This window comes from Ornithinimicrobium sp. CNJ-824 (assembly GCF_001942405.1).
Taxonomy (GTDB): domain Bacteria; phylum Actinomycetota; class Actinomycetes; order Actinomycetales; family Dermatophilaceae; genus Ornithinicoccus; species Ornithinicoccus kibberensis.
Window position 1 is genome coordinate 411,388 of the sequence record NZ_MKKA01000011.1, and the last position, 18,409, is coordinate 429,796.

The 18,409-nt window shown below is 74.4% G+C and carries 20 protein-coding genes and 2 pseudogenes; 3 read left to right on the forward strand and 19 right to left on the reverse strand.

The genetic code is table 11. From position 1 onward, the window contains the following. Positions 1-79: 79 nt before the first annotated feature. Positions 80-802: a (d)CMP kinase gene (gene cmk, locus BJF81_RS06410; RefSeq protein ID WP_237770060.1), complete on the reverse strand. Its 723-nt coding sequence runs from the start codon at positions 800-802 to the stop codon at positions 80-82. Between the two features lie 67 nt (positions 803-869). Here cmk and BJF81_RS06415 point away from each other — a divergent pair, with 67 nt between their 5' ends. Next, on the forward strand, positions 870-1,880 hold the full coding sequence (locus BJF81_RS06415; RefSeq protein WP_075957579.1) for a potassium channel family protein: 1,011 nt from the start codon (positions 870-872) through the stop codon (positions 1,878-1,880). Here BJF81_RS06415 and BJF81_RS06420 read toward each other — a convergent pair. The 6 genes and pseudogenes from BJF81_RS06420 to arfB form a co-directional block, all read right to left on the reverse strand. After that, a complete protein-coding gene (locus tag BJF81_RS06420; RefSeq protein WP_075957580.1) occupies positions 1,859-2,764 on the reverse strand; it encodes a pseudouridine synthase in 906 nt (301 codons plus the stop codon). The genes BJF81_RS06415 and BJF81_RS06420 overlap by 22 nt on opposite strands. Continuing rightward, entirely contained in the window at positions 2,761-3,381 is a 621-nt protein-coding gene (scpB, locus tag BJF81_RS06425; protein WP_075957581.1) for an SMC-Scp complex subunit ScpB, read from the reverse strand. The genes BJF81_RS06420 and scpB overlap by 4 nt, the downstream gene beginning before the upstream one ends. Continuing rightward, entirely contained in the window at positions 3,378-4,250 is an 873-nt protein-coding gene (locus BJF81_RS06430; protein WP_075957582.1) for a segregation and condensation protein A, read from the reverse strand. The genes scpB and BJF81_RS06430 overlap by 4 nt, the downstream gene beginning before the upstream one ends. A 5-nt stretch (positions 4,251-4,255) precedes the next feature. Further along, positions 4,256-5,125, reverse strand: a complete 870-nt coding sequence (locus BJF81_RS06435; RefSeq protein ID WP_202817441.1) for a ParA family protein — start codon at positions 5,123-5,125, stop codon at positions 4,256-4,258. Between the two features lie 147 nt (positions 5,126-5,272). Next, a complete protein-coding gene (xerD, locus tag BJF81_RS06440; protein ID WP_075957584.1) occupies positions 5,273-6,238 on the reverse strand; it encodes a site-specific tyrosine recombinase XerD in 966 nt (321 codons plus the stop codon). Continuing rightward, positions 6,235-6,689 (reverse strand): annotated as a pseudogene (gene arfB, locus BJF81_RS06445) (alternative ribosome rescue aminoacyl-tRNA hydrolase ArfB). The gene xerD and the pseudogene arfB overlap by 4 nt, the downstream one beginning before the upstream one ends. 67 nt (positions 6,690-6,756) lie before the next feature. Here arfB and BJF81_RS06450 point away from each other — a divergent pair. After that, positions 6,757-7,362 (forward strand): hypothetical protein, encoded by a 606-nt coding sequence (locus tag BJF81_RS06450; RefSeq protein ID WP_075957665.1) that lies wholly within the window; start codon positions 6,757-6,759, stop codon positions 7,360-7,362. A gap of 19 nt (positions 7,363-7,381) precedes the next feature. On the opposite strand, the gene hisIE is transcribed toward BJF81_RS06450, so the two are convergent. The 10 genes and pseudogenes from hisIE to BJF81_RS06495 all read right to left on the reverse strand — a co-directional run bounded on the left by hisIE (position 7,382) and on the right by BJF81_RS06495 (position 15,077). Beyond that, on the reverse strand, positions 7,382-8,074 hold the full coding sequence (hisIE, locus tag BJF81_RS06455; protein WP_075957585.1) for a bifunctional phosphoribosyl-AMP cyclohydrolase/phosphoribosyl-ATP diphosphatase HisIE: 693 nt from the start codon (positions 8,072-8,074) through the stop codon (positions 7,382-7,384). After that, a complete protein-coding gene (gene hisF / locus BJF81_RS06460) occupies positions 8,071-8,865 on the reverse strand; it encodes an imidazole glycerol phosphate synthase subunit HisF (RefSeq protein ID WP_141339302.1) in 795 nt (264 codons plus the stop codon). The genes hisIE and hisF overlap by 4 nt, the downstream gene beginning before the upstream one ends. Then, a complete protein-coding gene (gene hisA, locus BJF81_RS06465) occupies positions 8,862-9,659 on the reverse strand; it encodes a 1-(5-phosphoribosyl)-5-[(5-phosphoribosylamino)methylideneamino]imidazole-4-carboxamide isomerase (protein ID WP_075957586.1) in 798 nt (265 codons plus the stop codon). Before hisA ends, hisF begins: the two co-directional genes overlap by 4 nt. Continuing rightward, positions 9,656-10,270, reverse strand: coding sequence for an imidazole glycerol phosphate synthase subunit HisH (gene hisH, locus BJF81_RS06470; protein WP_075957587.1), 615 nt, complete (start codon positions 10,268-10,270; stop codon positions 9,656-9,658). The genes hisA and hisH overlap by 4 nt, the downstream gene beginning before the upstream one ends. Next, positions 10,267-11,367 carry a bifunctional histidinol-phosphatase/imidazoleglycerol-phosphate dehydratase HisB gene (hisB, locus tag BJF81_RS06475; RefSeq protein WP_075957588.1) on the reverse strand — a complete coding sequence of 367 codons (1,101 nt, stop codon included), beginning with the start codon at positions 11,365-11,367 and terminating at the stop codon, positions 10,267-10,269. The genes hisH and hisB overlap by 4 nt, the downstream gene beginning before the upstream one ends. Further along, entirely contained in the window at positions 11,364-11,951 is a 588-nt protein-coding gene (locus BJF81_RS20285) for an aminotransferase class I/II-fold pyridoxal phosphate-dependent enzyme (protein ID WP_269087312.1), read from the reverse strand. The genes hisB and BJF81_RS20285 overlap by 4 nt, the downstream gene beginning before the upstream one ends. Positions 11,952-12,064: 113 nt before the next feature. After that, positions 12,065-12,469, reverse strand: a pseudogene (locus tag BJF81_RS21415) (aminotransferase class I/II-fold pyridoxal phosphate-dependent enzyme); the annotation flags it as partial. Then, positions 12,466-13,782: a histidinol dehydrogenase gene (hisD, locus tag BJF81_RS06485; RefSeq protein WP_075957589.1), complete on the reverse strand. Its 1,317-nt coding sequence runs from the start codon at positions 13,780-13,782 to the stop codon at positions 12,466-12,468. The pseudogene BJF81_RS21415 and the gene hisD, both read right to left, overlap by 4 nt. Next, positions 13,779-14,687: an ATP phosphoribosyltransferase gene (hisG, locus tag BJF81_RS06490; RefSeq protein WP_075957590.1), complete on the reverse strand. Its 909-nt coding sequence runs from the start codon at positions 14,685-14,687 to the stop codon at positions 13,779-13,781. Before hisG ends, hisD begins: the two co-directional genes overlap by 4 nt. Before the next feature lie 54 nt (positions 14,688-14,741). Continuing rightward, a complete protein-coding gene (locus BJF81_RS06495) occupies positions 14,742-15,077 on the reverse strand; it encodes a YerC/YecD family TrpR-related protein (RefSeq protein ID WP_075957591.1) in 336 nt (111 codons plus the stop codon). 126 nt (positions 15,078-15,203) lie between these two features. Between BJF81_RS06495 and BJF81_RS06500 the strand changes: the two genes are divergently transcribed. After that, on the forward strand, positions 15,204-15,914 hold the full coding sequence (locus BJF81_RS06500) for a peptidylprolyl isomerase (RefSeq protein ID WP_075957592.1): 711 nt from the start codon (positions 15,204-15,206) through the stop codon (positions 15,912-15,914). A gap of 16 nt (positions 15,915-15,930) precedes the next feature. On the opposite strand, the gene hisS is transcribed toward BJF81_RS06500, so the two are convergent. Beyond that, entirely contained in the window at positions 15,931-17,331 is a 1,401-nt protein-coding gene (gene hisS, locus BJF81_RS06505; protein WP_075957593.1) for a histidine--tRNA ligase, read from the reverse strand. Between the two features lie 40 nt (positions 17,332-17,371). Continuing rightward, entirely contained in the window at positions 17,372-18,394 is a 1,023-nt protein-coding gene (locus BJF81_RS06510; protein WP_075957667.1) for a 1-aminocyclopropane-1-carboxylate deaminase, read from the reverse strand. Positions 18,395-18,409 lie beyond the last annotated feature (15 nt).

The following is an 18,409-nucleotide window of genomic DNA, read 5'->3' on the forward strand; positions in this document are numbered from 1 at the left end:
GCCGCTCGGGGTGGGCGTAGGCGGCCAGCTTCTCGCTGGGGTCGGGGGGGAAGGCTCATGTCGGTCTCTCCTCGGGGGTTCAGGGGGTATGGGGTGTGCCGGCCGCGGCGTCCGGGCGGACCTCGCCACGCGCCAGCGCCAGCAGGGCGGCCACGACCTCCTCGAAGGTCAGGGCCGAGGTGTCCACGGTCGCCACGCCGTCGGTGGCCTCCAGGAAGGCCGACACGGTGGAGTCCTCCCGGTCGCGCCGGAGCACCAGGTCACGGGTGGCGGCCAGGGTGACGGCGTCCGCGGCACCGTGGCGCTCGGTCGCGCGCCGGGCCAGCCGGGCCTCCTCGGAGGCGGTGAGCAGCACCCGCAGCTCGGCGTCCGGGGCGACGACGGTGGTGAGGTCGCGGCCCTCGGCGACCACGCCGCCGGTCGTGCTGCGCTGCTCCTCGATGATCCGCCGCTGCCGGCGGCGCAGCTCGGCACGGACGTCCAGGTTGGTGGCCACCGCCGAGACCTGCCCGGTGATGCGGTCCTCCCGGATCGCGTCGGTGACGTCGACGTCCCCCACGCGCACGTGCGGGGCGTCGGGGTCGGTGGAGATGGTCAGCGGCAGGTCGGCCGCCGCCCGCGCCACCGCGACGTCGTCGGACAGGTCCACCTGCTGGTCCAGGCACCACCAGGCCAGGGCCCGGTACATGGCCCCGGTGTCCAGGTAGCCCAGCCCCAGCTCCCGGGCCACGGCGCGGGACACCGAGGACTTGCCGGACCCGCTGGGTCCGTCGACGGCGATCGTCATGGGGGTCTGGGGCACCCGTCCAGCCTAACGGCTGCCGGGGTGTCCTCCCCGGTCGCAGGCCGCGGCGCGGGACACTGGACCGGTGACGGTGCTGCTCAGCGTGCTCGGCTGGTCCCTCGTCGTCCTCGTCGTGTGGGACGCGTTCGTGACGATCCTGCGGATCGACGGTCCCGGACCCCTGACCCACGCGTGGTCCCAACCGACATGGCGGGCCCTGCTGGCGGTCCACCGGCGCCGGCGGATCCACCCGCTCCTCGCGGTGGCGGGTCCGGCGATCACGATCCTGACCATCGTGCTGTGGTTCGCGGGGCTGGTCCTGGGCACCTGGCTGGTGCTGCGGGCCGCGCCGGGGTCGGTCGTGCTGGCCACGGGACGGGTCCCCGCCGGGCCCCTCGACCTGGCCTACTACGTCCCGGTGGCGCTGACCGGGCTGGGCTACGGCGACTACGTGCCGGCCGGTCCCCCGTGGACGTTCGTCACCGGTGCGCTGACCTTCGTGGCCACGACCCTGCTCACCCTGGCCGTCTCCTACCTCGTCTCCGTCATCTCGGCGGCCCTGCAGCGCCGGACCACGGCGTCCTCGGTCTTCGCCCTGGGCGAGGACCCCGAGACCGTCGCCCGCCGCCTGGGCGAGGACCCGGGCAGCTGGGCCGGGCCCTACCTGGCCGGGCTGGCCGGGGACGTCTCGCAGGTCGCGGCCCAGCAGCGGGCCTTCCCGGTGCTGCGCTACTTCCACAGCGCCGACCCGCAACGCTCCCCCGCGCTGGCCACGCTCCTGCTGGCCGACGCCGCGCACCTGCTGCGCAGCCGCCCCGGCGAGGGACTGCCCGCGGGACTGGCGGCCGTGGTGGACTCGGCGGTGGGCGACCTCGTCGACGTCAAGGCGGTCGGTGCGGCCGCCCTCGACGAGGAGCACGAGGAACGGGTCCTCGTCGGGGCGGCCCGCCGGCTGGGCATCCCGACGGGGGAAGGAACCCCGTTCCGGACCCGGTGGCGGGAGCATGCGCAGGTGCGGCAGGATCTCGCCCGCGCGGTCGCCGACGACGGGTGGGACGTCTCGCAGGTCGGACCTCAGAGCCCGGCCGCGCGGTAGAGCTGGGCGACCTCCTCGGCGGACAGGGCCCGGTAGCGGCCGGGGCGCAGCTCCGCGAGCCGGACCGGCCCGACCTGCACCCGGGAGAGCATCTCCACCGGGTAGCCGACGGTCTCCATCATCCGCCGGACGATGTGCTTGCGGCCCTCGTGCAGCACGATCTCCACGATCGAGTGACCGGGCACGTTGTCGACCAGACGGAAGGAGTCCGCCCGGGCGACGCCGTCGTCGAGCTCGACCCCCTCCCGCAGCCGGCGGCCGACGTCCTTGGCCACGAGCCCGTGCACCTGGGCCACGTAGGTCTTGGGCACCCCGTAGGCGGGGTGCTGGAGGCGGTGCGCCAGGTCGCCGTCGTTGGTCAGCAGCAGCAGCCCCTCGGTGTCGACGTCGAGGCGGCCGACGTGGAACAGCCGGGTGGACAGCTGGCCGACGTAGTCGGCCAGGCAGGGTCGCCCCTCCTCGTCGTGCATCGTGGACACCACGCCGGCCGGCTTGTTGAACGCCAGGTAGACCTTGTCGGTGTCGAGGATGACGCGGTCGCCGTCGACGTGCACCACCTGGGTGGCCGGGGAGACCCGCACGCCCAGCTCGGTGACGACCTGCCCGTCGACCGCGACCCGGCCCTGCTCGATGAGCTTCTCGCACGCCCGTCGGCTGCCGAACCCGGCCGCGGCCAGCAGCTTCTGCAGCCGGACGCCGTCCGGGTCGTGCACGTCGAGGTCCGGCGTGGCCGCCCGCTGGGGCTGGGGCCGTCGGCCCCGTGGGGGCCGGGACCCGCCCGCCTGCCGGGGGCCGGCGTTGCCGCCGCCACCGCGTCGGGGACCGCCGGGTCCGCCGCGGCCGCCCTGGCGGCCGCCGCCGCGGCCCCTTCTGTCGTCGTTCATGCCAGTCCTTCCGCCGCCAGCTCCTCGAGCACCTCTGCCGAGGGCAGGTAGGGCGCGAGGGCCGGCAGGTCGTCGAGGGAGTCCAGTCCCATCTTCTGCAGGAAAAGGTCGGTCGTGCCGTAGAGCACCGCACCCGCGGTGGGGTCCTGCCCCACCTCGGTCACCATGCCCCTGGCGAGCAGGGTACGCACCACGCCGTCGACGTTCACGCCGCGGATCGCGCCGATGCGGGCCCGGCTGATCGGTTGCCGGTAGGCGACCACGGCCAGGGTCTCCAGCGCGGCCTGGGTGAGCCGGGCCTGCTGGCCCCCGAGCAGGAAGCCCTCGACGACCGGGGCGAGGTCGGCCCGCGTGTAGAGCCGCCACCCTCCCCCGAGGCGGCGCAGGACGAACCCGCGCTCCTGCACCGCATACTCCTGGGCGAGCGTGTCGAGGAGGCCGCCGACCTCCTCGACCGTGCTCCGCAGGGCGGTGGCCAGCGCCTCCTCGGTCACTGGCTCGTCCAGCACCATGAGGACGGCCTCGAGGGCGGCCCGGGCACCGCCGGGCACGGTCGCCACGTCGAGGGCAGGCTCCTCCGGGTCGTCGGCCCGGTCCGGCACGGCCTCCTCGCTCACGTCGCCTCCTCGGGGTCGTCGTCCTCGTCGAACTCGTCGCTCACCTGGACGGTACCCGCGTCGGGACCGGTCCAGCGCACGACGATCTCGCCGAGGGCCTCCTCCTGGTGCAGGGCGACGACGGTGTCGCGGAAGAGCTCCAGCAGCGCGAGAAAGCGGGCGACGACCACGAGGGTGGAGTCGGCGTCGGCGACGAGCTCGCGGAAGCTGGCCTGCCCGTGCTCGCGGAGGCGGGCCACGACGATCGAGGCCTGCTCGCGGACGGAGACCTGCGGCGCGTGCAGGTGGCCCACCCCCACCGCGGGCGGTGGCCGGGGGATCATCGCCCGTGCGGCGATCATCGCCAGCTGCTCGGGGCCGACGGAGAGGACGACCTCGGGCAGCAGGGTGGCGAAGCGGTCCTCGAGGCCGACGTCGCGGGGGTAGATGCGTCCCGCGCCGGCCATCCGCAGCCGCAGCTCGTCGGCCACCTGCTTGAAGGCGCGGTACTGCAGCAGCCGGGCGAAGAGCAGGTCCCGGGCCTCGATCAGCGCCAGGTCCTCCTCGTCGTCCTCGCGGGCCCCGGGCAGCAGCCGGGCGGCCTTGAGGTCCAGGAGCGTCGCGGCGATGACGACGAACTCGCTGGCCTGGGACAGGTCCCAGTCCTCCTGGGCCTCCCGGGCCGCGCGCAGGTGCGCCACGAACTCGTCGGTCACCGACGCCAGGGCGATCTCGGTGACGTCGAGCCGATGCTTGGCGATCAGGCCCAGGAGCAGCTCGAACGGCCCGGAGAAGACGTCGAGGTGCACCTCGAAGCTGCCCCGTGAGCCGGTGAGCACCCCGCCGGGGGTGGCCTCGGGCGGTGCCGCGGGCGCCCGCTCCACGGCCATCGGGCTCAGGGGGCGCCGCCGCGGGCCACGAGCTCGCGCGCCAGCTGCCGGTAGGCCTCGGCACCGGAGTGGGTGCTGGCGTAGGAGGTGATCGGCTCGGCGGCCAGGGTGGCGTCGGGGAACTTGACGGTGCGGCTGATCACGGTGTGGAAGACGGTGTCCTGGAAGTGGTCGACGACGCTGCGGACCACCTCGCGCGAGTGCAGCGTGCGCCCGTCGTACATGGTCGCCAGGATGCCGTCGACCTGCAGGCGCGGGTTGAGCCGGTCGGTGATCTTCTCGATCGTCTCGATGAGCAGGGCCACGCCGCGCATGGCGAAGAACTCGCACTCCAGCGGGATGATCACGCCGTGCGCCGCCGTGAGGGCGTTCACGGTCAGCAGGCCCAGCGAGGGCTGGCAGTCGATGAGGATGACGTCGTAGTCGTCGACCACGGGCCGCAGCACCCGGGCCAGGATCTGCTCGCGGGCCACCTCGCCGACCAGCTTGACCTCGGCGGCCGACAGGTCGATGTTGGCGGGCAGCAGGTCGACGTCCTGGACGGTGGTGGGCTGGATGACCTCGCGCACGTCGTGCCCCCGCTCGACGAGCAGGTTGTAGACGGTCACGTCCAGGTCGTGGGTGCGCACCCCGAGGCCGACCGACAGCGCTCCCTGGGGGTCGAAGTCGACCATGAGCACCCGCCGGCCGTACTCGGCGAGCGCCGCCCCCAGGTTGATCGTCGTGGTCGTCTTGCCGACGCCGCCCTTCTGGTTGCACATGGCGATGATGCGGGCCGGGCCGTGCCCGGCCAGCGGCGGCGGCACGGGGAAGTCGGGCAGCGGGCGACCGGTGGGGCCGTCCTGTCCCACGCCGGTCGTCTCGGTCCCGGGCAGGCGGTCGTAGGTGGCGTGTGCCTCGCGGTTCACGTGTGTGGTCTCCAGCCTCGCTCGCGTCGGGTCGGCTCGCGCCGATCATCCCCGACCCTAACGGAGCCGGCGACCCGGGGCGGCGGTCGGTGAACCTCGACCTGAGGTCGAGAGTTACCCTTCCTGCCGTGCGGCGGAGCGTGCCCGGGGGTGGGCCTGCGCGTAGACCTCCCGCAGCCGCTGGGTGGAGACGTGCGTGTAGATCTGGGTGGTGGTCACCGACGCGTGCCCGAGGAGCTCCTGGACCACCCGGACGTCGGCCCCCCCGTCGAGCAGGTGGGTGGCGAAGGAGTGCCGCAGGGTGTGGGGGCTCACCGTGGATGCCAGGCCCGACCGTTCGGCGGCGGTCTTGATAGCGGTCCAGGCGGACTGGCGCGACAGCCGGCCGCCCCGCGCGTTGACGAACACCGCCGGGGTGCCCCGCCCCGTCCGCACCAGCTCGGGGCGGCCCCGGACGAGCCAGGCGTCCAGCGACGCCCGGGCGTAGCGGCCCATGGGGACGATCCGTTCCTTGCGGCCCTTGCCGAAGAGCCGCACGACGCCCCCGGTGCCGTCCTCGGCCCGGCCCAGCTCCAGGTCGTCCAGGTCGAGGGCGACCGTCTCCCCGACCCGGGCCCCGCAGCCGTAGAGGACCTCGAGCAGGGCACGGTCGCGCAGCGCCGCCGGGGTGTCCCCGACGGAGGCGGCCTGCAGCAGCCGGTGGACCTCGTCCACCGACAGCGCCGACGGCAGCCGGCGCGGCGGGGTCGGGGGCGAGACCTCCCGGGCCGGGTCGTCCGGGGTCTCCCCCTCCAGCGCCAGGAAGGTGTGCAGCCCACGGACGGCGACGACGGCGCGGGCGGCCGACGTCGCAGCCAGCGGCGGGTGGTCGGCGTCGCCGGCCCGCAGGTGGGCCAGGAACTCGCTGACATGCTCCTCGCGCACCTGCTCGGCCGAGGTGATCCCTCGTGCGGCGAGGAAGTCGAGGTAGCGGACCACGTCCCGCCGGTAGGCCCGCAGGGTGTGCTCCGAGCGACCCCGCTCGACCCGTAGGTGGTCCAGCCAGCCGTCGGCCGCCAGGCGCAGGCCCGTCCCGCTCACGTCTGGTCCCCGGATCCGGGCCGGCGGCGCGTCCGCTTGAGGCGGGCGCGCTGCTCCTTGCCCCGCAGCCGTCGCTCCACCGAGCCCCGGGTCGGCCGCGTCGGCCGCCGGCGCCGGGCCGGCGGCGCGGTGGCCTCCCGCAGCACCTGGGCGAGCCGGCGGCGGGCGGCGCGCCGGTTGTCCAGCTGCCGCCGGTGCTCGGCGGCGACGACCGTCAGCACCCCGTCGACGAGGCGGGGCCCCAGCGGTCCGTGGCCCGGGCGCGCAGGTCGGGGGGAAGGCTGGTCGTGCCGGCCACGTCGAGGCTCAGCTCCACCCGGGAGTCGGCGGTGTTGACCCCCTGCCCGCCCGGCCCGGAGGAGCGGGAGAACCGTTCGAGGAGCTCGGCCGCCGGCACGACGACCCGGGCGGAGACGACCAGGTCCTCGGTCACGTCCGGGCGGGGGCTCATCCGGTCACTGTGCCACGCCGGTCCGTCGGTGCGGCCCGTCGGCCGCGGGCGGGGCGACACTGGGCGCATGCGCCTCTACGCCGACGCCCCCGCCCGCCGCGCGCGGCAGGTGGCCGCCGACCTCTTCGTGCTGGCCTGGGCCGTCGCCTGGATCCTGCTCGGCCGGTGGGTCTTCGACCTCGTCCAGACGCTGGCCCGGCCGGCCGTCCCCCTGCGCAGCGCCGGGACCGGGCTGAGCGAGCGGATGGAGGACATCGCCGGGCGCATCGGGCAGGTCCCCCTGGTCGGCGACCAGCTGGACGCGCCCTTCACCGGTGCCGCGGCCGTCGGGGAGGACCTGGTCAGTGCGGGGGACCAGCTCGAGACCTCGGTCCGCACCGTCGCGTGGGTGGTCTCGCTGCTCACCGCCGGCACCCCCGTGCTGCTCGTGCTCCTGGCCTGGGCGCTCCTGCGGCTGTCCTGGGTGCGACGGGCGGCGTCCCTGGGGCACGAGGTCTCCGACCCGCAGTCCCAGCAGCTGCTCGCCCTGCGCGCCCTGGTCCGGCAGCACCCGCGGCGGCTGCAGCAGGTGCATCCCGACCCGGTCGCGGCCTTCCGGTCCGGCGACCCCGAGCTGCTGCGCCGGCTGGCCGACCTCGAGCTGGCCCAGGTGGGCCTGCGCACCCGTCGCTGACGTCGCCCGGCGGCAGGGGTCAGCCGTGCCGCCGGCGCAGGACGTCCTCGACGTCCGCGAGGGACAGGTCGCGCGCGCGGAGCAGCACGATCAGGTGGTAGAGCAGGTCGGCGGACTCCCCGAGGAGCGCCTCGTCGTCCTGCACGACCCCGGCCAGGGCGGTCTCCACGCCCTCCTCCCCCACCTTCTGGGCGATCCGGCGAACGCCGTCGGTGAACAGCCGGGTCGTGTAGGACCCCTCCGGCAGGGCGGCGCGCCGGTTGGCCACGACCGCGTCGAGCACCGGCAGGAAGGTCCCGGTCCCGTGAGCGGACCCTGCGTCAACGGGACCCTCCGCCGCGGCCCGCGGCCCGCGGGCGGCGTCGAAGCAGCTGCGGTCGCCGGTGTGGCAGGTGGGACCGGCCGGCAGCGCGTGGATCAGCAGCGTGTCCCGGTCGCAGTCCACGTCGACCGACACCACCCGCAGGGTGTTGCCGCTGGTCTCGCCCTTGGTCCACAGGCCGCCCCGGCTACGGCTGCGGAAGGTCGCCAGGCCGGTGCGCAGCGTCGTCCCCAGCGCGTCCGCGTCGAGGAACCCGACCATGAGCACCTCGGCCGTGCGCGCGTCCTGGACCACGCCGGGCACGAGCCCGCCGGCCTTGGCGAAGTCGACGTCCGCCACCTGCAGGCCTCCCCCGAGCACGAGGGGGTATGCGGTCTCCTCCGTGCTCATGCCGCCTCCTCCGGGGGGCGCACCTCGACCCCGGCGGCCGCCAGGGTGCGCTTGAGCTGCGGGATGGGCAGCGAGCCGTCGTGGAAGACGGTGGCGGCCAGCGCCCCGTCGACGTCGGCCTCGCGGAACACCTCGACGAAGTGCTCGGCCGCACCCGCCCCGCCGCTGGCGACGAGGGGGACGTCGCAGACGGCGCGCACGGCGGCCAGCTGCTCCACGTCATACCCCGACCGCACCCCGTCCGAGCCCATGCAGTTGAGCACGACCTCGCCGGCCCCGAGCTCCTGCACCCGGCGCACCCAGTCGAGGGTCCCGACGGGCAGGGCGCGGGTGGCCTCGGGGTCCCCGGTGAACTGGCGGATCCGCCAGGTGTCGTCCTCGTCCCGCAGGCTGTCCACCCCGACGACGACGCACTGCACCCCGAAGGCGGCGGCCAGCTCGGAGACCAGCTCGGGCCGCTGGGTCGCGGGGGTGTTGACCGAGATCTTGTCGGCCCCGGCGTGCAGCACCGCCCTGGCCGTGTCCACCGAGCTGATGCCGCCCGCGACGCAGAACGGGATGTCGATCGCGCGGGCCACCCGGCGGACCCACTCGACGTCGACCGGTCGGCCCTGAGGGCTGGCGGTGATGTCGTAGAAGACCAGCTCGTCAGCGCCCTCCGCTGCGTAGCGGGTGGCCAGCTGCACGATGTCGCCCATGTCGCGGTGGTCGCGGAACCGGGTGCCCTTGACGACGCGCCCGTCCCGCACGTCCAGGCAGGGGATGACCCGGCGCGCCAGGGTGGTGCTCACAGTCCCTCCTCGGAGATGGCCTCGCCCACCGTGAGGCGGCCCTCCAGCAGGGCCTTGCCCAGGATGATCCCGGCGGTGCCGGTGCGGCGGGCGGCCCGGACGTCGTCGACGTTGCGGGCGCCGCCCGAGGCCTGGACCTGCAGCCCGGGGGCGGAGCGGGTGAGCATGGTGTAGAGGTGGAAGTTGGGCCCGGAGAGGGTCCCGTCGCGGCCGATGTCGGTGCACAGCACGTGCCGCAGGCCGGTCCCGTCGTACTGGTGCAGGCAGGTGATGAGGTCCTGCTCCCCCACGGACGTCCAGCCGGCCACGGGCAGCACCCACCGGCCGTCGTCGGAGGTGCGGGTGTCGAGGGCGACGGTGAGCTGCTCGGGGCCGAAGCGGTCGAGCCAGCCGGAGACCGTCTGCGGCTCGCGCACCGCCAGCGACCCGACCACGACCCGGGTGGCGCCGGCGTCCAGGAGTCGCTGCACGTCGTCGGCGCTGCGCACCCCTCCGCCGGTCTGGACCATCAGGCCGGTGGTGTCCACGATGCGGGTGAGGGTCTGCTCCAGGGTGTAGCCGCCGGCGCGGGCGGCGTCGAGGTCGACCAGGTGCAGCCAGCGCGCCCCGCCGCGGGCGTAGTTCTCCGCCACCGCGACCGGGTCGTCGGTGTAGCGGGTCTCCTGGTCGTAGTCGCCGCGCAGGAGCCGGACCACGGCACCGCCGCGGACGTCGATGGCCGGGTAGACGGTGAACGGGCGGGCGGTGGTCACAGCTGTCTCACTCCGGACGTCGTCGGTGGGGCCGGTCGTCATCGGTCGACCTCCAGCAGGAAGTTTCGCAGAAGGAGGGCCCCGACCCGACCTGAACGTTCCGGGTGGAACTGCGCGCCCCAGCGCAGCCCGGAGCGCACGACCGCCGAGAAGGTGGTGCCGTGCGTGGTCGAGGCCAGGGTGGCGGGGCCGACGGGGGCGGCGTAGGAGTGCACGAAGTAGGCGCGCTCCCCGGGGGTGATGCCGGTCAGCAGCGGGTCCTCGACGAGGTCGTCCAGCCGGTTCCAGCCCATGTGCGGCACCCGCACGCCGGGCGCCGGGGGGATCGGCACGACCTCGCCGGGGACCAGGCCCAGGGTGGGCGTGCCCCCGTCCTCGGCCGAGCGGTCGAAGAGCAGCTGCATCCCCAGGCAGACGCCGAGCAGGGGGGCCTGCACCTGACGCAGCAGGTCCTCCAGCCCGGCCGCCCGCAACCGGGCCATGCCGGCCCCGGCGGCGCCCACGCCGGGCAGGACCACCCGGTCGGCGGCGAGGATCTCGGCGGGGTCGTCGGTGAGCCGGGTCGAGGCGCCCAGCCGTTCCAGGGCGTAGCTCACCGAGCCGATGTTGGTGCCGCCCCCGTCGACGAGGGCGACCCGTGGGGCGGTGCTCACAGGACGCCCTTGGTGGAGGGCAGCTCGGTGCCGTCGCCCTGACGGGCCAGCGCCATCCGCAGGGCCCGCGCGACGGCCTTGAACCCCACCTCGACCTGGTGGTGGGCGTTGTCCCCCAGGACGCTCAGGTGCAGCGTGCACCGCATCGCGTCGGCGAACGAGCGCCAGAAGTGCTCGACCATCTCGGTGGGGAAGCCGCCGACGTGGGACCGCGTGAAGCTGCCCTCGTAGCGGAAGTAGGGCCGCCCGGACAGGTCGATCGAGGCGCTGGCCCGGGCCTCGTCCATCGGCAGGGTGAAGCCGTAGCGGGCGATCCCGCGCTTGTCCCCCAGGGCGGTGCGGACCGCCTCGCCGACGGCCAGGGCGACGTCCTCGATCGTGTGGTGGTCGTCGATGTGCAGGTCGCCGTCGCAGCGGACCGTCATGCTGAAGCCGCCGTGCTTGGCCAGCTGGTCGAGCATGTGGTCGAGGAACCCGAGCCCGGTGCTGGCGTCGGCCCCGCCGGGGCGGTCCAGGTCCACGTCGACGCTGATCCGGGTCTCGGCGGTGTTCCGGTCCACGTGCGCGGTCCGCGGCCGGTCGGCGAGCGCGTGGGCGATCTGCTCCCAGCTGGTGGTCGCGGTGCCCTCCGGCGTCGCGGCGGAGGGCAGCAGGTAGGTGGCGATGCCCAGGTTGTCGCCGAACTGCCGGTCGGTCTCCCGGTCGCCCACCATGACGCTGCGCTCCCAGTCCACCCCCTTGTCCTTGAGGAGGTGCACGACCATGCCGATGCCCGGCTTGCGGGTCCACGGGGCGTCCGGCCCGGCCGGGTGCGGGTCGAGGAGCACCTCGCGGAACCGGATCCCCTGGCTGGTGAGGATCTGCAGGAGCAACTCGTGCGGGCCGTCGAAGGACTCCTGCGGGAAGGCGTCGGTGCCCAGCCCGTCCTGGTTGCTCACCATGACCAGGTCGTAGCCGGCGGCCTGGATGCGCAGCAGCGCGGGGATCACGCCCTCGACCAGGCGCAGTTTGGCCAGGTCGTCGACCTGGAAGTCGTCCGGCTCGGCGATGATCGTCCCGTCGCGGTCGACGAGGCAGAGGGGACGGGCGGTGCTCATGCGAGGTTCTCCCTGAGGGCGGTGTCGAGGGCGGTCATCTCGTCGGCGGTGCCGACGGTGATCCGCAGGGCGTCGTGCAGGCCGGGCTGGTGCCGCAGGTCGCGGACCACGATCCCGGCCGAGGCGAGGGTATGCAGCAGCGCGTCCGGGTCGTCGGACCGGACGAGGAGGAAGTTGGCGTCGCTGGCGTAGACCGCCCGCACGCCGGGGACGTCCCGGAGCCGGCGTCCGGCGGTGTCGCGCAGCCGGAGGGTCTGCTGCACCCGGCGGCGGGTGGCGGCCAGGGCCTCGGGCCCCAGCGCGGAGAGCCCCATCGCGGCGACCGGCGCCGGCACCGGGTAGGGCGCCTGCACCCGTCGCAGCACGGCGGCGAGGTCGGGGTGCGCCAGCCCGATGCCGATCCGGGCCCCGGCCAGGCCGTGCGCCTTGGACAGGGTGCGCAGGACGACGACGTTCGGCCGTTCCTCGAGCAGGGCGATGGCGGAGCGCTGCTCGGCGTACTCCCCGTAGGCCTCGTCGACGACCACGACGGCCTCCTCGGCCAGCTCCTCGGCCAGCGCGGCCAGCTCCCGCAGCGGCACCACGGTGCCGGTCGGGTTGCCGGGGGAGGCGACGAAGACGACCCGGGACCGGTGCGCCGGGCGGTCCGGGCCAGTCCGTCGGTGTCCACCCGCCAGGTCAGGTCGTCGTCGGTCTGCGGCACCTCGTGGACGGGCACGCCGTGGAGGCGGGCGGAGACGGCATACATCCCGAAGGTGGGCGGGGCCACGACGATCCCGTCGCCGCCGGGGCGGCACAGCGTCCGCACGAGCAGCTCGATGACCTCGTCGCTGCCGCGACCCACGACCACCCGGTCCGGCGTCGTGGCCCACAGGTCGGCGAACGCCTCGACCAGCGCGGGGGGCTGGGGCTCGGGGTAGCGCCGGCACTCCCCGTCCGGGTCTGCGGTGCTGGGCTCCCCGGACTCGTTGGCGTTCAACCAGATCGACGCCGGAACCCCGGGGGCGCTCGTCCGCGCGGACGAGTAGCCGGTGAAGTCGCGCAGGTCCTCCCGGACCAGGTGGGCCGGGAACGGGGCCGTGCGGGAGGGGGCGGCGGTCACGGCGCCACCGCCGCGGCGTCGATCCGGGCCAGCCGCCGGGTGACCGCCCGCTGGTGGGCGTGCAGCTGCTCCGCGCCGGAGAGCGTCACCGCGCAGGGCCCGACGGCCGCCAGGCCGGCGGGCGTGGCCTGCTGGACGGTCATGGCGACCTGGAAGGAGGCGACGTTCACCCCGCCGGTGAACCGGGCGGCGCCGGCCGTGGGCAGGACGTGGTTGGTTCCGGAGCAGTAGTCCCCCAACGTCTCCGGGGTGTGGTCGCCGATGAAGACCGACCCGGCCCGGTCGACGCGGTCCACCCAGGACGCGGCGTCCCGCAGCGCGAGGATGAGGTGCTCGGGGGCGTAGTCGTTCGACACCTCGAAGGCGGTGTCCAGGTCGGGCGTCACGATGAGCCGGCTCGCGGCGAGCGCCTTGCGGGCGATGTCGGCGCGGGGCAGCGTCTCGACCTGCCGCTCGACCTCCTCGGCCACGCGCTCGGCCAGGCCCCGGTCGTCGGTCAGCAGCACGACCTGGCTGTCGGGGCCGTGCTCGGCCTGGCTGAGCAGGTCGGCCGCGACGAACTCGGCGTCCGCGCCCGCGTCGGCGACGACCAGGACCTCCGAGGGGCCGGCCGGCATGTCGATGCCGGGGCCGCCCTCGGCGGTGCTCACCTGCCGCTTGGCCTCGGTGACCCAGGCGTTGCCGGGCCCGAAGATCTTGTCCACCCGCGGCACGGAGGCCGTCCCGTAGGCCATCGCGGCGACCGCCTGGGCCCCGCCGACGAGGAAGATGCGGGTGATGCCGCACTCGGCGGCCGCGGCGAGCACGGCCGGGTCGGCGGTGCCGTCCGGCCGGGGCGGGGTGCACAGGACCACCTCGGGGCAGCCGGCGAGCTGCGCCGGGACGCCGAGCATGAGGGCGGTGGAGGGAAGCGGCGCGGAGCCGGCCGGGACGTAGAGCCCGACCCGGCGGACCGGCCGGACCACCCGGCGGCACTCCACCCCCGGGGCGGTCTCCACGGCATACCCCTGCTGCATGCCGGCCTCGTGGAAGACCCGGATGCGGCCGGCGGCCTCGGTGATCGCCTCCCGCAGCACCGGGTCGAGGCCTGCGACGGCGGCGTCCCGGTCGGCGACGGGCACCTCGAGGGTCTCGACCTCGGCACCGTCGAGGCGGGCGGTGAGCTCGCGCAGGGCGGTGTCCCCCTCGGTGCGCACCCGCCGGAGGATGTCGGCGACCCCGGCGGTGACCTCCGCGCCGGCCGCGGCGGTGCCGCGCCGCAGGGCCTCCTCGCGGGCGGTGTCCTCGAGCTCGGACCAGGTGAGCACGTTCATGCGAGCATCCCCTCCACGGGCAGGACCATGAGGTTGGCGGCGCCGGCACGCTTGAGGTCCTCGAGCTTGGCCCAGGGCACCGGCCCGTGGACGAGCACCTGGACGGCGACCTCGTCGCGGCCCTCGACCTGGGTGACCGTCGGCTCGTGGCCGGCGGGCAGCAGGGGGCCCACCGCGTCGAGGTCCGACCGCGCCACCCGCAGCATGAGCAGGCGGGACTCCTTGAGCTGCACGGCGCCGTCGATCCGGCGCAGGAGCAGGTCGGCGATCTCCTGGCGGCCGTCGTCCAGGGTGCCGGACGGCCCGGCGATGACCGCCTCGGAGTGCAGGATCGTGGTGACCGGCCGCAGCTGGTTGGCGCGCAGGGTGCCGCCGCTGGAGACGAGGTCGCAGACCACGTCGGCCTGGCCCAGCCGCGGGGCGATCTCCACGGACCCGTTGAGCACGACCGGCTCGGCGTCCACGCCCTGCTCCTGCAGCCACCGTCCCAGGGTGCGGGGGTAGGAGGTGGCGATGCGCAGCCCCTCCAGCTGCTCGGGGCCGGTCCACTCCTGCTGCTCCTCGATCGCCACGTCGAGCCGGCAGGCCCCCCACCCCAGCTGGCGCCACTCGGTCAGGTCGGCGGGCCGGCCCTGCGCGGCGCGCTCCAGGCCGTGCTCGACGAGCACGTTGCGCCCCACGATGCCGAGGTCGCAGACGCCGTCGGCGATGAGGCCCGGGATGTCGTCGTCGCGCACGAGGAGCAGGTCGACCGGCAGCGACTCCCCGTAGCAGAACAGCTTGTCCCGGCTCTCGCGCCAGGTCAGCCCGCACGAGGCGAGCAGGTCGCGGGCCGGCTCGCCGAGCCGGCCGGACTTCTGGATGGCCACGCGCAGGCGTTCGCGCGGCTGGGCGGGCGGGGTCATGGGGACCTCTTCGTGGGAGCAGGGGTATGGCGTGGTGCGGCGGAGGGGGCGGGCTCAGGCCGTGGAGGTGGCCCGCGGATGCCCGTCCCCGGCGGCATGGTGCTCCAGCGCGGCCCGGTAGCCGCCGGCACCGGCCTCCAGGCAGCGGGCGATGCGGCCGACGGTGGTCACGCTCACGCCGGTCGCCTCGTGGGCCTGCCGGTAGGACAGCCCCTCGGCCAGCAGCGGCACCACCGCCCAGCGGTCGGCCAGCGCCTCGATCTCGGCCGGGGTGCACAGGTCCTCCAGGAAGGCGTCGACCTGCTCGGGGTCCTGCAGCGCGGCGAGCACGTGGGCGAGGTCGGCACGGGTGCGCGAGGCGCGGGTGCTGTCCCCGTGGCGCTGCTTCACCGGTGCTCCTGCCGTCGTCGTTCCGTGGCCCCGCCTGTCACAGCGTGCTAGTACGTTAACACGCTGGGTGCGCCCCGCCGAAACCTGTCCCGCGCCGGTGCACGGGGCGCGCCTACACTTCCGGTCGTGTCCCCGCGCACCGGCCTGGCCGCCCTGCTGCCCCTGCTCGTCCTGGTCGCGGCGGGCTGCGGCGACGGGTCCCGGCAGGAGGGGCCGGACCCGGCACCCGACCCCGGCGCCACCGTCGCCGCCCTCGACTGCGCCGAGCCGCCCGCCCCGCCGGCGGAGGTCGCGGCGTTCGGCCAGGACGACCTGCCCGACCCGTGGAGCGGCGCGGACCAGGTCGACGCGACTATCCGGACCACCTGCGGCGACGTCGTGGTCGAGCTGGCCGCCGCGCAGGCGCCGCAGACCGTCGCCTCGTTCACCTTCCTGGCGAAGCAGGGCTGGTGGGAGGGCAGCCCCTGCCACCGGCTGACCACCTCGGGAATCTTCGTGCTGCAGTGCGACGACCCCACGGGCACGGGGCGGGGCACCCCGGGCTACGGCTACGGCATCGAGAACGCCCCGGCCGACGTGACCTACCCGGCCGGCACGCTGGCGATGGCCCGGACGCAGGACCCGCAGAGCAACGGCGGCCAGTTCTTCGTCGTCTGGGAGGACTCGCAACTGCCCACCCAGGGAGGCGGCTACAGCATTTTCGGACGGGTCACCGAAGGTCTGGACGTCGTGCGGGCGATCGCCGCCCAGGGGGTCGAGGGCGGAGCCACCGACGCCGCCCCCGCGCAGCCGGTCAGCATCCTCGAGGTCGAGGTCGAGGTCGACGAGGGCCGCTGAGCCCGGGCCCGTCGGCTCAGACGAGCGGCTGGGCCAGCTCGACCCGCAGGGCGGAGACGACCTCGTCCCGCGCGACGGTGAACTGGTCCTGACGGCGCAGGTCCTTGAGGGTCACGGTGCCGTCGGCGACCTCCTGGGGGCCCAGGATCGCCACGAAGCGGATGCCGGCGCGGTCGGCATACCGCAGCTGCTTGCCGAGCTTGCCCCCGTCGAGGACCGCCTCGGTGTTGATCCCGCCGTGGCGCAGCTGCGAGGCGAGCGCGAGCTGGTCGTCGAGAAGTGCGGCGTCGACCTGCGGGACGAGCACCTGGACGGTGGACTCCCCCGCCGAGGCCTCCACCAGGCCGGCCTCGCGCAGCTGCCAGAACAGCCGGGACAGGCCGATGGAGATGCCCACACCGGGCAGCCGGGAGCGGGTGTACTGCCCGGCCAGGTTGTCGTAGCGGCCGCCCGAGCAGATCGACCCGATCTGCGGGTGCTCGTCGAGGGTCGTCTCGTAGACGGTGCCGGTGTAGTAGTCCAGCCCCCGGGCGATGGAGAAGTTGAGCCGGTAGTCGCTCTCGGGCACCCCGAGGGCGCGGACGAGGGTGAGCACCTCGCGCAGCTCGGCCACCCCCTCGGCGAGCGCGCCGCTGCCGCCGGACGCGGCCTCGACCGCCGCCAGCCGAGCCAGGGCGTCCTCGTGCCCGTCGGAGCGCACCTGCACGAAGGCGAGGATCTGCTCGACCACGTCCGCGGGCAGGCCGAACCCCTCCCCCGTGAGGGTCGTCCGCAGGTGGTCCTCGCCCCGCTTGTCGAGCTTGTCGACCTCGCGCAGCACCGCCGCCTGCCGGTCCGGGTCGACGATGCCGAGGTCCTCGTAGAACCCGCGGAGCAGCTTGCGGTTGTTGATCTGGATGGTGAACGGGCCGATGGCCAGGTCGGTGAAGATCGTGTGGATGACCGCCGGGCACTCGGCGTCGTGCCGCACCGACAGCTCGTCCTTGCCGACGATGTCGACGTCGCACTGGTAGAACTCGCGGAACCGGCCGCGCTGGGGGCGCTCCCCCCGGTAGACCCGCTGCATCTGGTAGCGGCGGAAGGGGAAGGTCAGCTGGTGCTCGTGCTCGGCGACGTAGCGCGCCAGCGGCACCGTGAGGTCGAACCGCAGGGCGAGCTCGGGGTATGCCGCGTCCTCGGCAGCACCGTCGCGCACCTTCTCCAGGGCCCCGGTCGACTGGACGAAGTAGACCTGGCGCTCGGTCTCCCCGCCCGTCTTGGTCAGCAGCACGTCCGAGCGTTCGAACACCGGGGTCTCGATCGGCAGGAAGCCGAACCGTTCGTAGCCGGCCCGGATGGCCTCCAGCATCCGTTGGAAGGCGACCTGCTCGCCGGGGAGCAGCTCGAGGACTCCGGAGGGGGTGCGGGGCGTGATCACCGGGTGAGTGTATCGAGGCGTCGACCGATGCCCGGCACGTTCATGAGCTCCACAGCGAGTGGTAGGCGTTCACCGCAGGCTGCCCGCCGAGGTGGGCGTAGAGCACCGTGGAGTCCTTCGGGATCTCGCCACCCCGGACGAGGTCGATCAGCCCGGCGAGCGACTTGCCCTCGTAGACGGGGTCGGTGATCATCGCCTCCAGCTGCGCGCCGAGGGCGATCGCCTCCATCGTCGAGTCCACGGGTATGCCATACAGGTCACCGGCCCACCCCTCGAGCACCTGGATCTCGTCGTCGCGCAGGTCTCGTGCGAGCTCGATGAGCCCCGCCGTGTGGCGTGCGATGCGGGTGACCTGGTCGCGGGTCCGTTCGATGGTGGCCGAGGCGTCGATGCCCAGGACCCGACGCCGCACGCCGGTCAGCTCCTCCAGGACGGCGAACCCCGCGATCATGCCGGCGTGGGTGGAGCCCGTGACGGTGCAGACGACGACGGTGTCGAAGAAGACGCCGAGATGCTTCTCCTGCTCGGCGACCTCGAGGGCCCAGTTCGCAAAGCCCAGGCCGCCGAGCGGGTGTTCCGAGGCACCGGCCGGGATGGGGTAGGGAGTGCCACCCGCCTCCTCGACCTCGTGCAGCGCCTGCTTCCACGAGTCGCGGATCCCGATGTCGAAGCCCGCGTCAGTGAGCCGTGAGTCCGCTCCCATCATGCGGGAGAGCAGGATGTTGCCCACCTTGTCGTTGACCGGATCGTCCCAGGGCACCCACCGCTCCTGCACGAGCCGGCACCGCATACCCAGGTGCGCGGCGACTGCCGCGACCTGCCGGGTGTGGTTTGACTGGTAGCCCCCGATGGACACGAGCGTGTCGGCGTCGGAGTTGAGGATGTCGGGGACGATGTATTCGAGCTTGCGCATCTTGTTGCCGCCGTAGGCCAGCCCGCTGCTGACGTCCTCCCTCTTGGCCCACACCTGTGCACCGCCGAGGTGCTTGGAGAGTCGGCGCAGGTGGTGCACGGGGCTGGGGCCAAAGGTGAGGGGGTACCGGGGGAACTCGGAGAGTTTCATGGTGCGTGCCTCGCT

Excerpts from the sequence above, each read along its gene's own strand:
- BJF81_RS06430 (WP_075957582.1), bottom strand. The coding sequence starts at position 4,250 with ATGGCCGTGGAGCGGGCGCCCGCGGCACCGCCCGAGGCCACCCCCGGC.
- BJF81_RS06420 (WP_075957580.1), bottom strand. The coding sequence starts at position 2,764 with ATGAACGACGACAGAAGGGGCCGCGGCGGCGGCCGCCAGGGCGGCCGC.
- hisB (WP_075957588.1), bottom strand. The coding sequence starts at position 11,367 with ATGAGCACCGCCCGTCCCCTCTGCCTCGTCGACCGCGACGGGACGATC.
- hisIE (WP_075957585.1), bottom strand. The coding sequence starts at position 8,074 with ATGAGCACGGAGGAGACCGCATACCCCCTCGTGCTCGGGGGAGGCCTG.
- hisG (WP_075957590.1), bottom strand. The coding sequence starts at position 14,687 with ATGACCCCGCCCGCCCAGCCGCGCGAACGCCTGCGCGTGGCCATCCAG.
- hisD (WP_075957589.1), bottom strand. The coding sequence starts at position 13,782 with ATGAACGTGCTCACCTGGTCCGAGCTCGAGGACACCGCCCGCGAGGAG.
- BJF81_RS06510 (WP_075957667.1), bottom strand. The coding sequence starts at position 18,394 with ATGAAACTCTCCGAGTTCCCCCGGTACCCCCTCACCTTTGGCCCCAGC.
- hisA (WP_075957586.1), bottom strand. The coding sequence starts at position 9,659 with ATGACGACCGGCCCCACCGACGACGTCCGGAGTGAGACAGCTGTGACC.
- BJF81_RS06450 (WP_075957665.1), top strand. The coding sequence starts at position 6,757 with ATGCGCCTCTACGCCGACGCCCCCGCCCGCCGCGCGCGGCAGGTGGCC.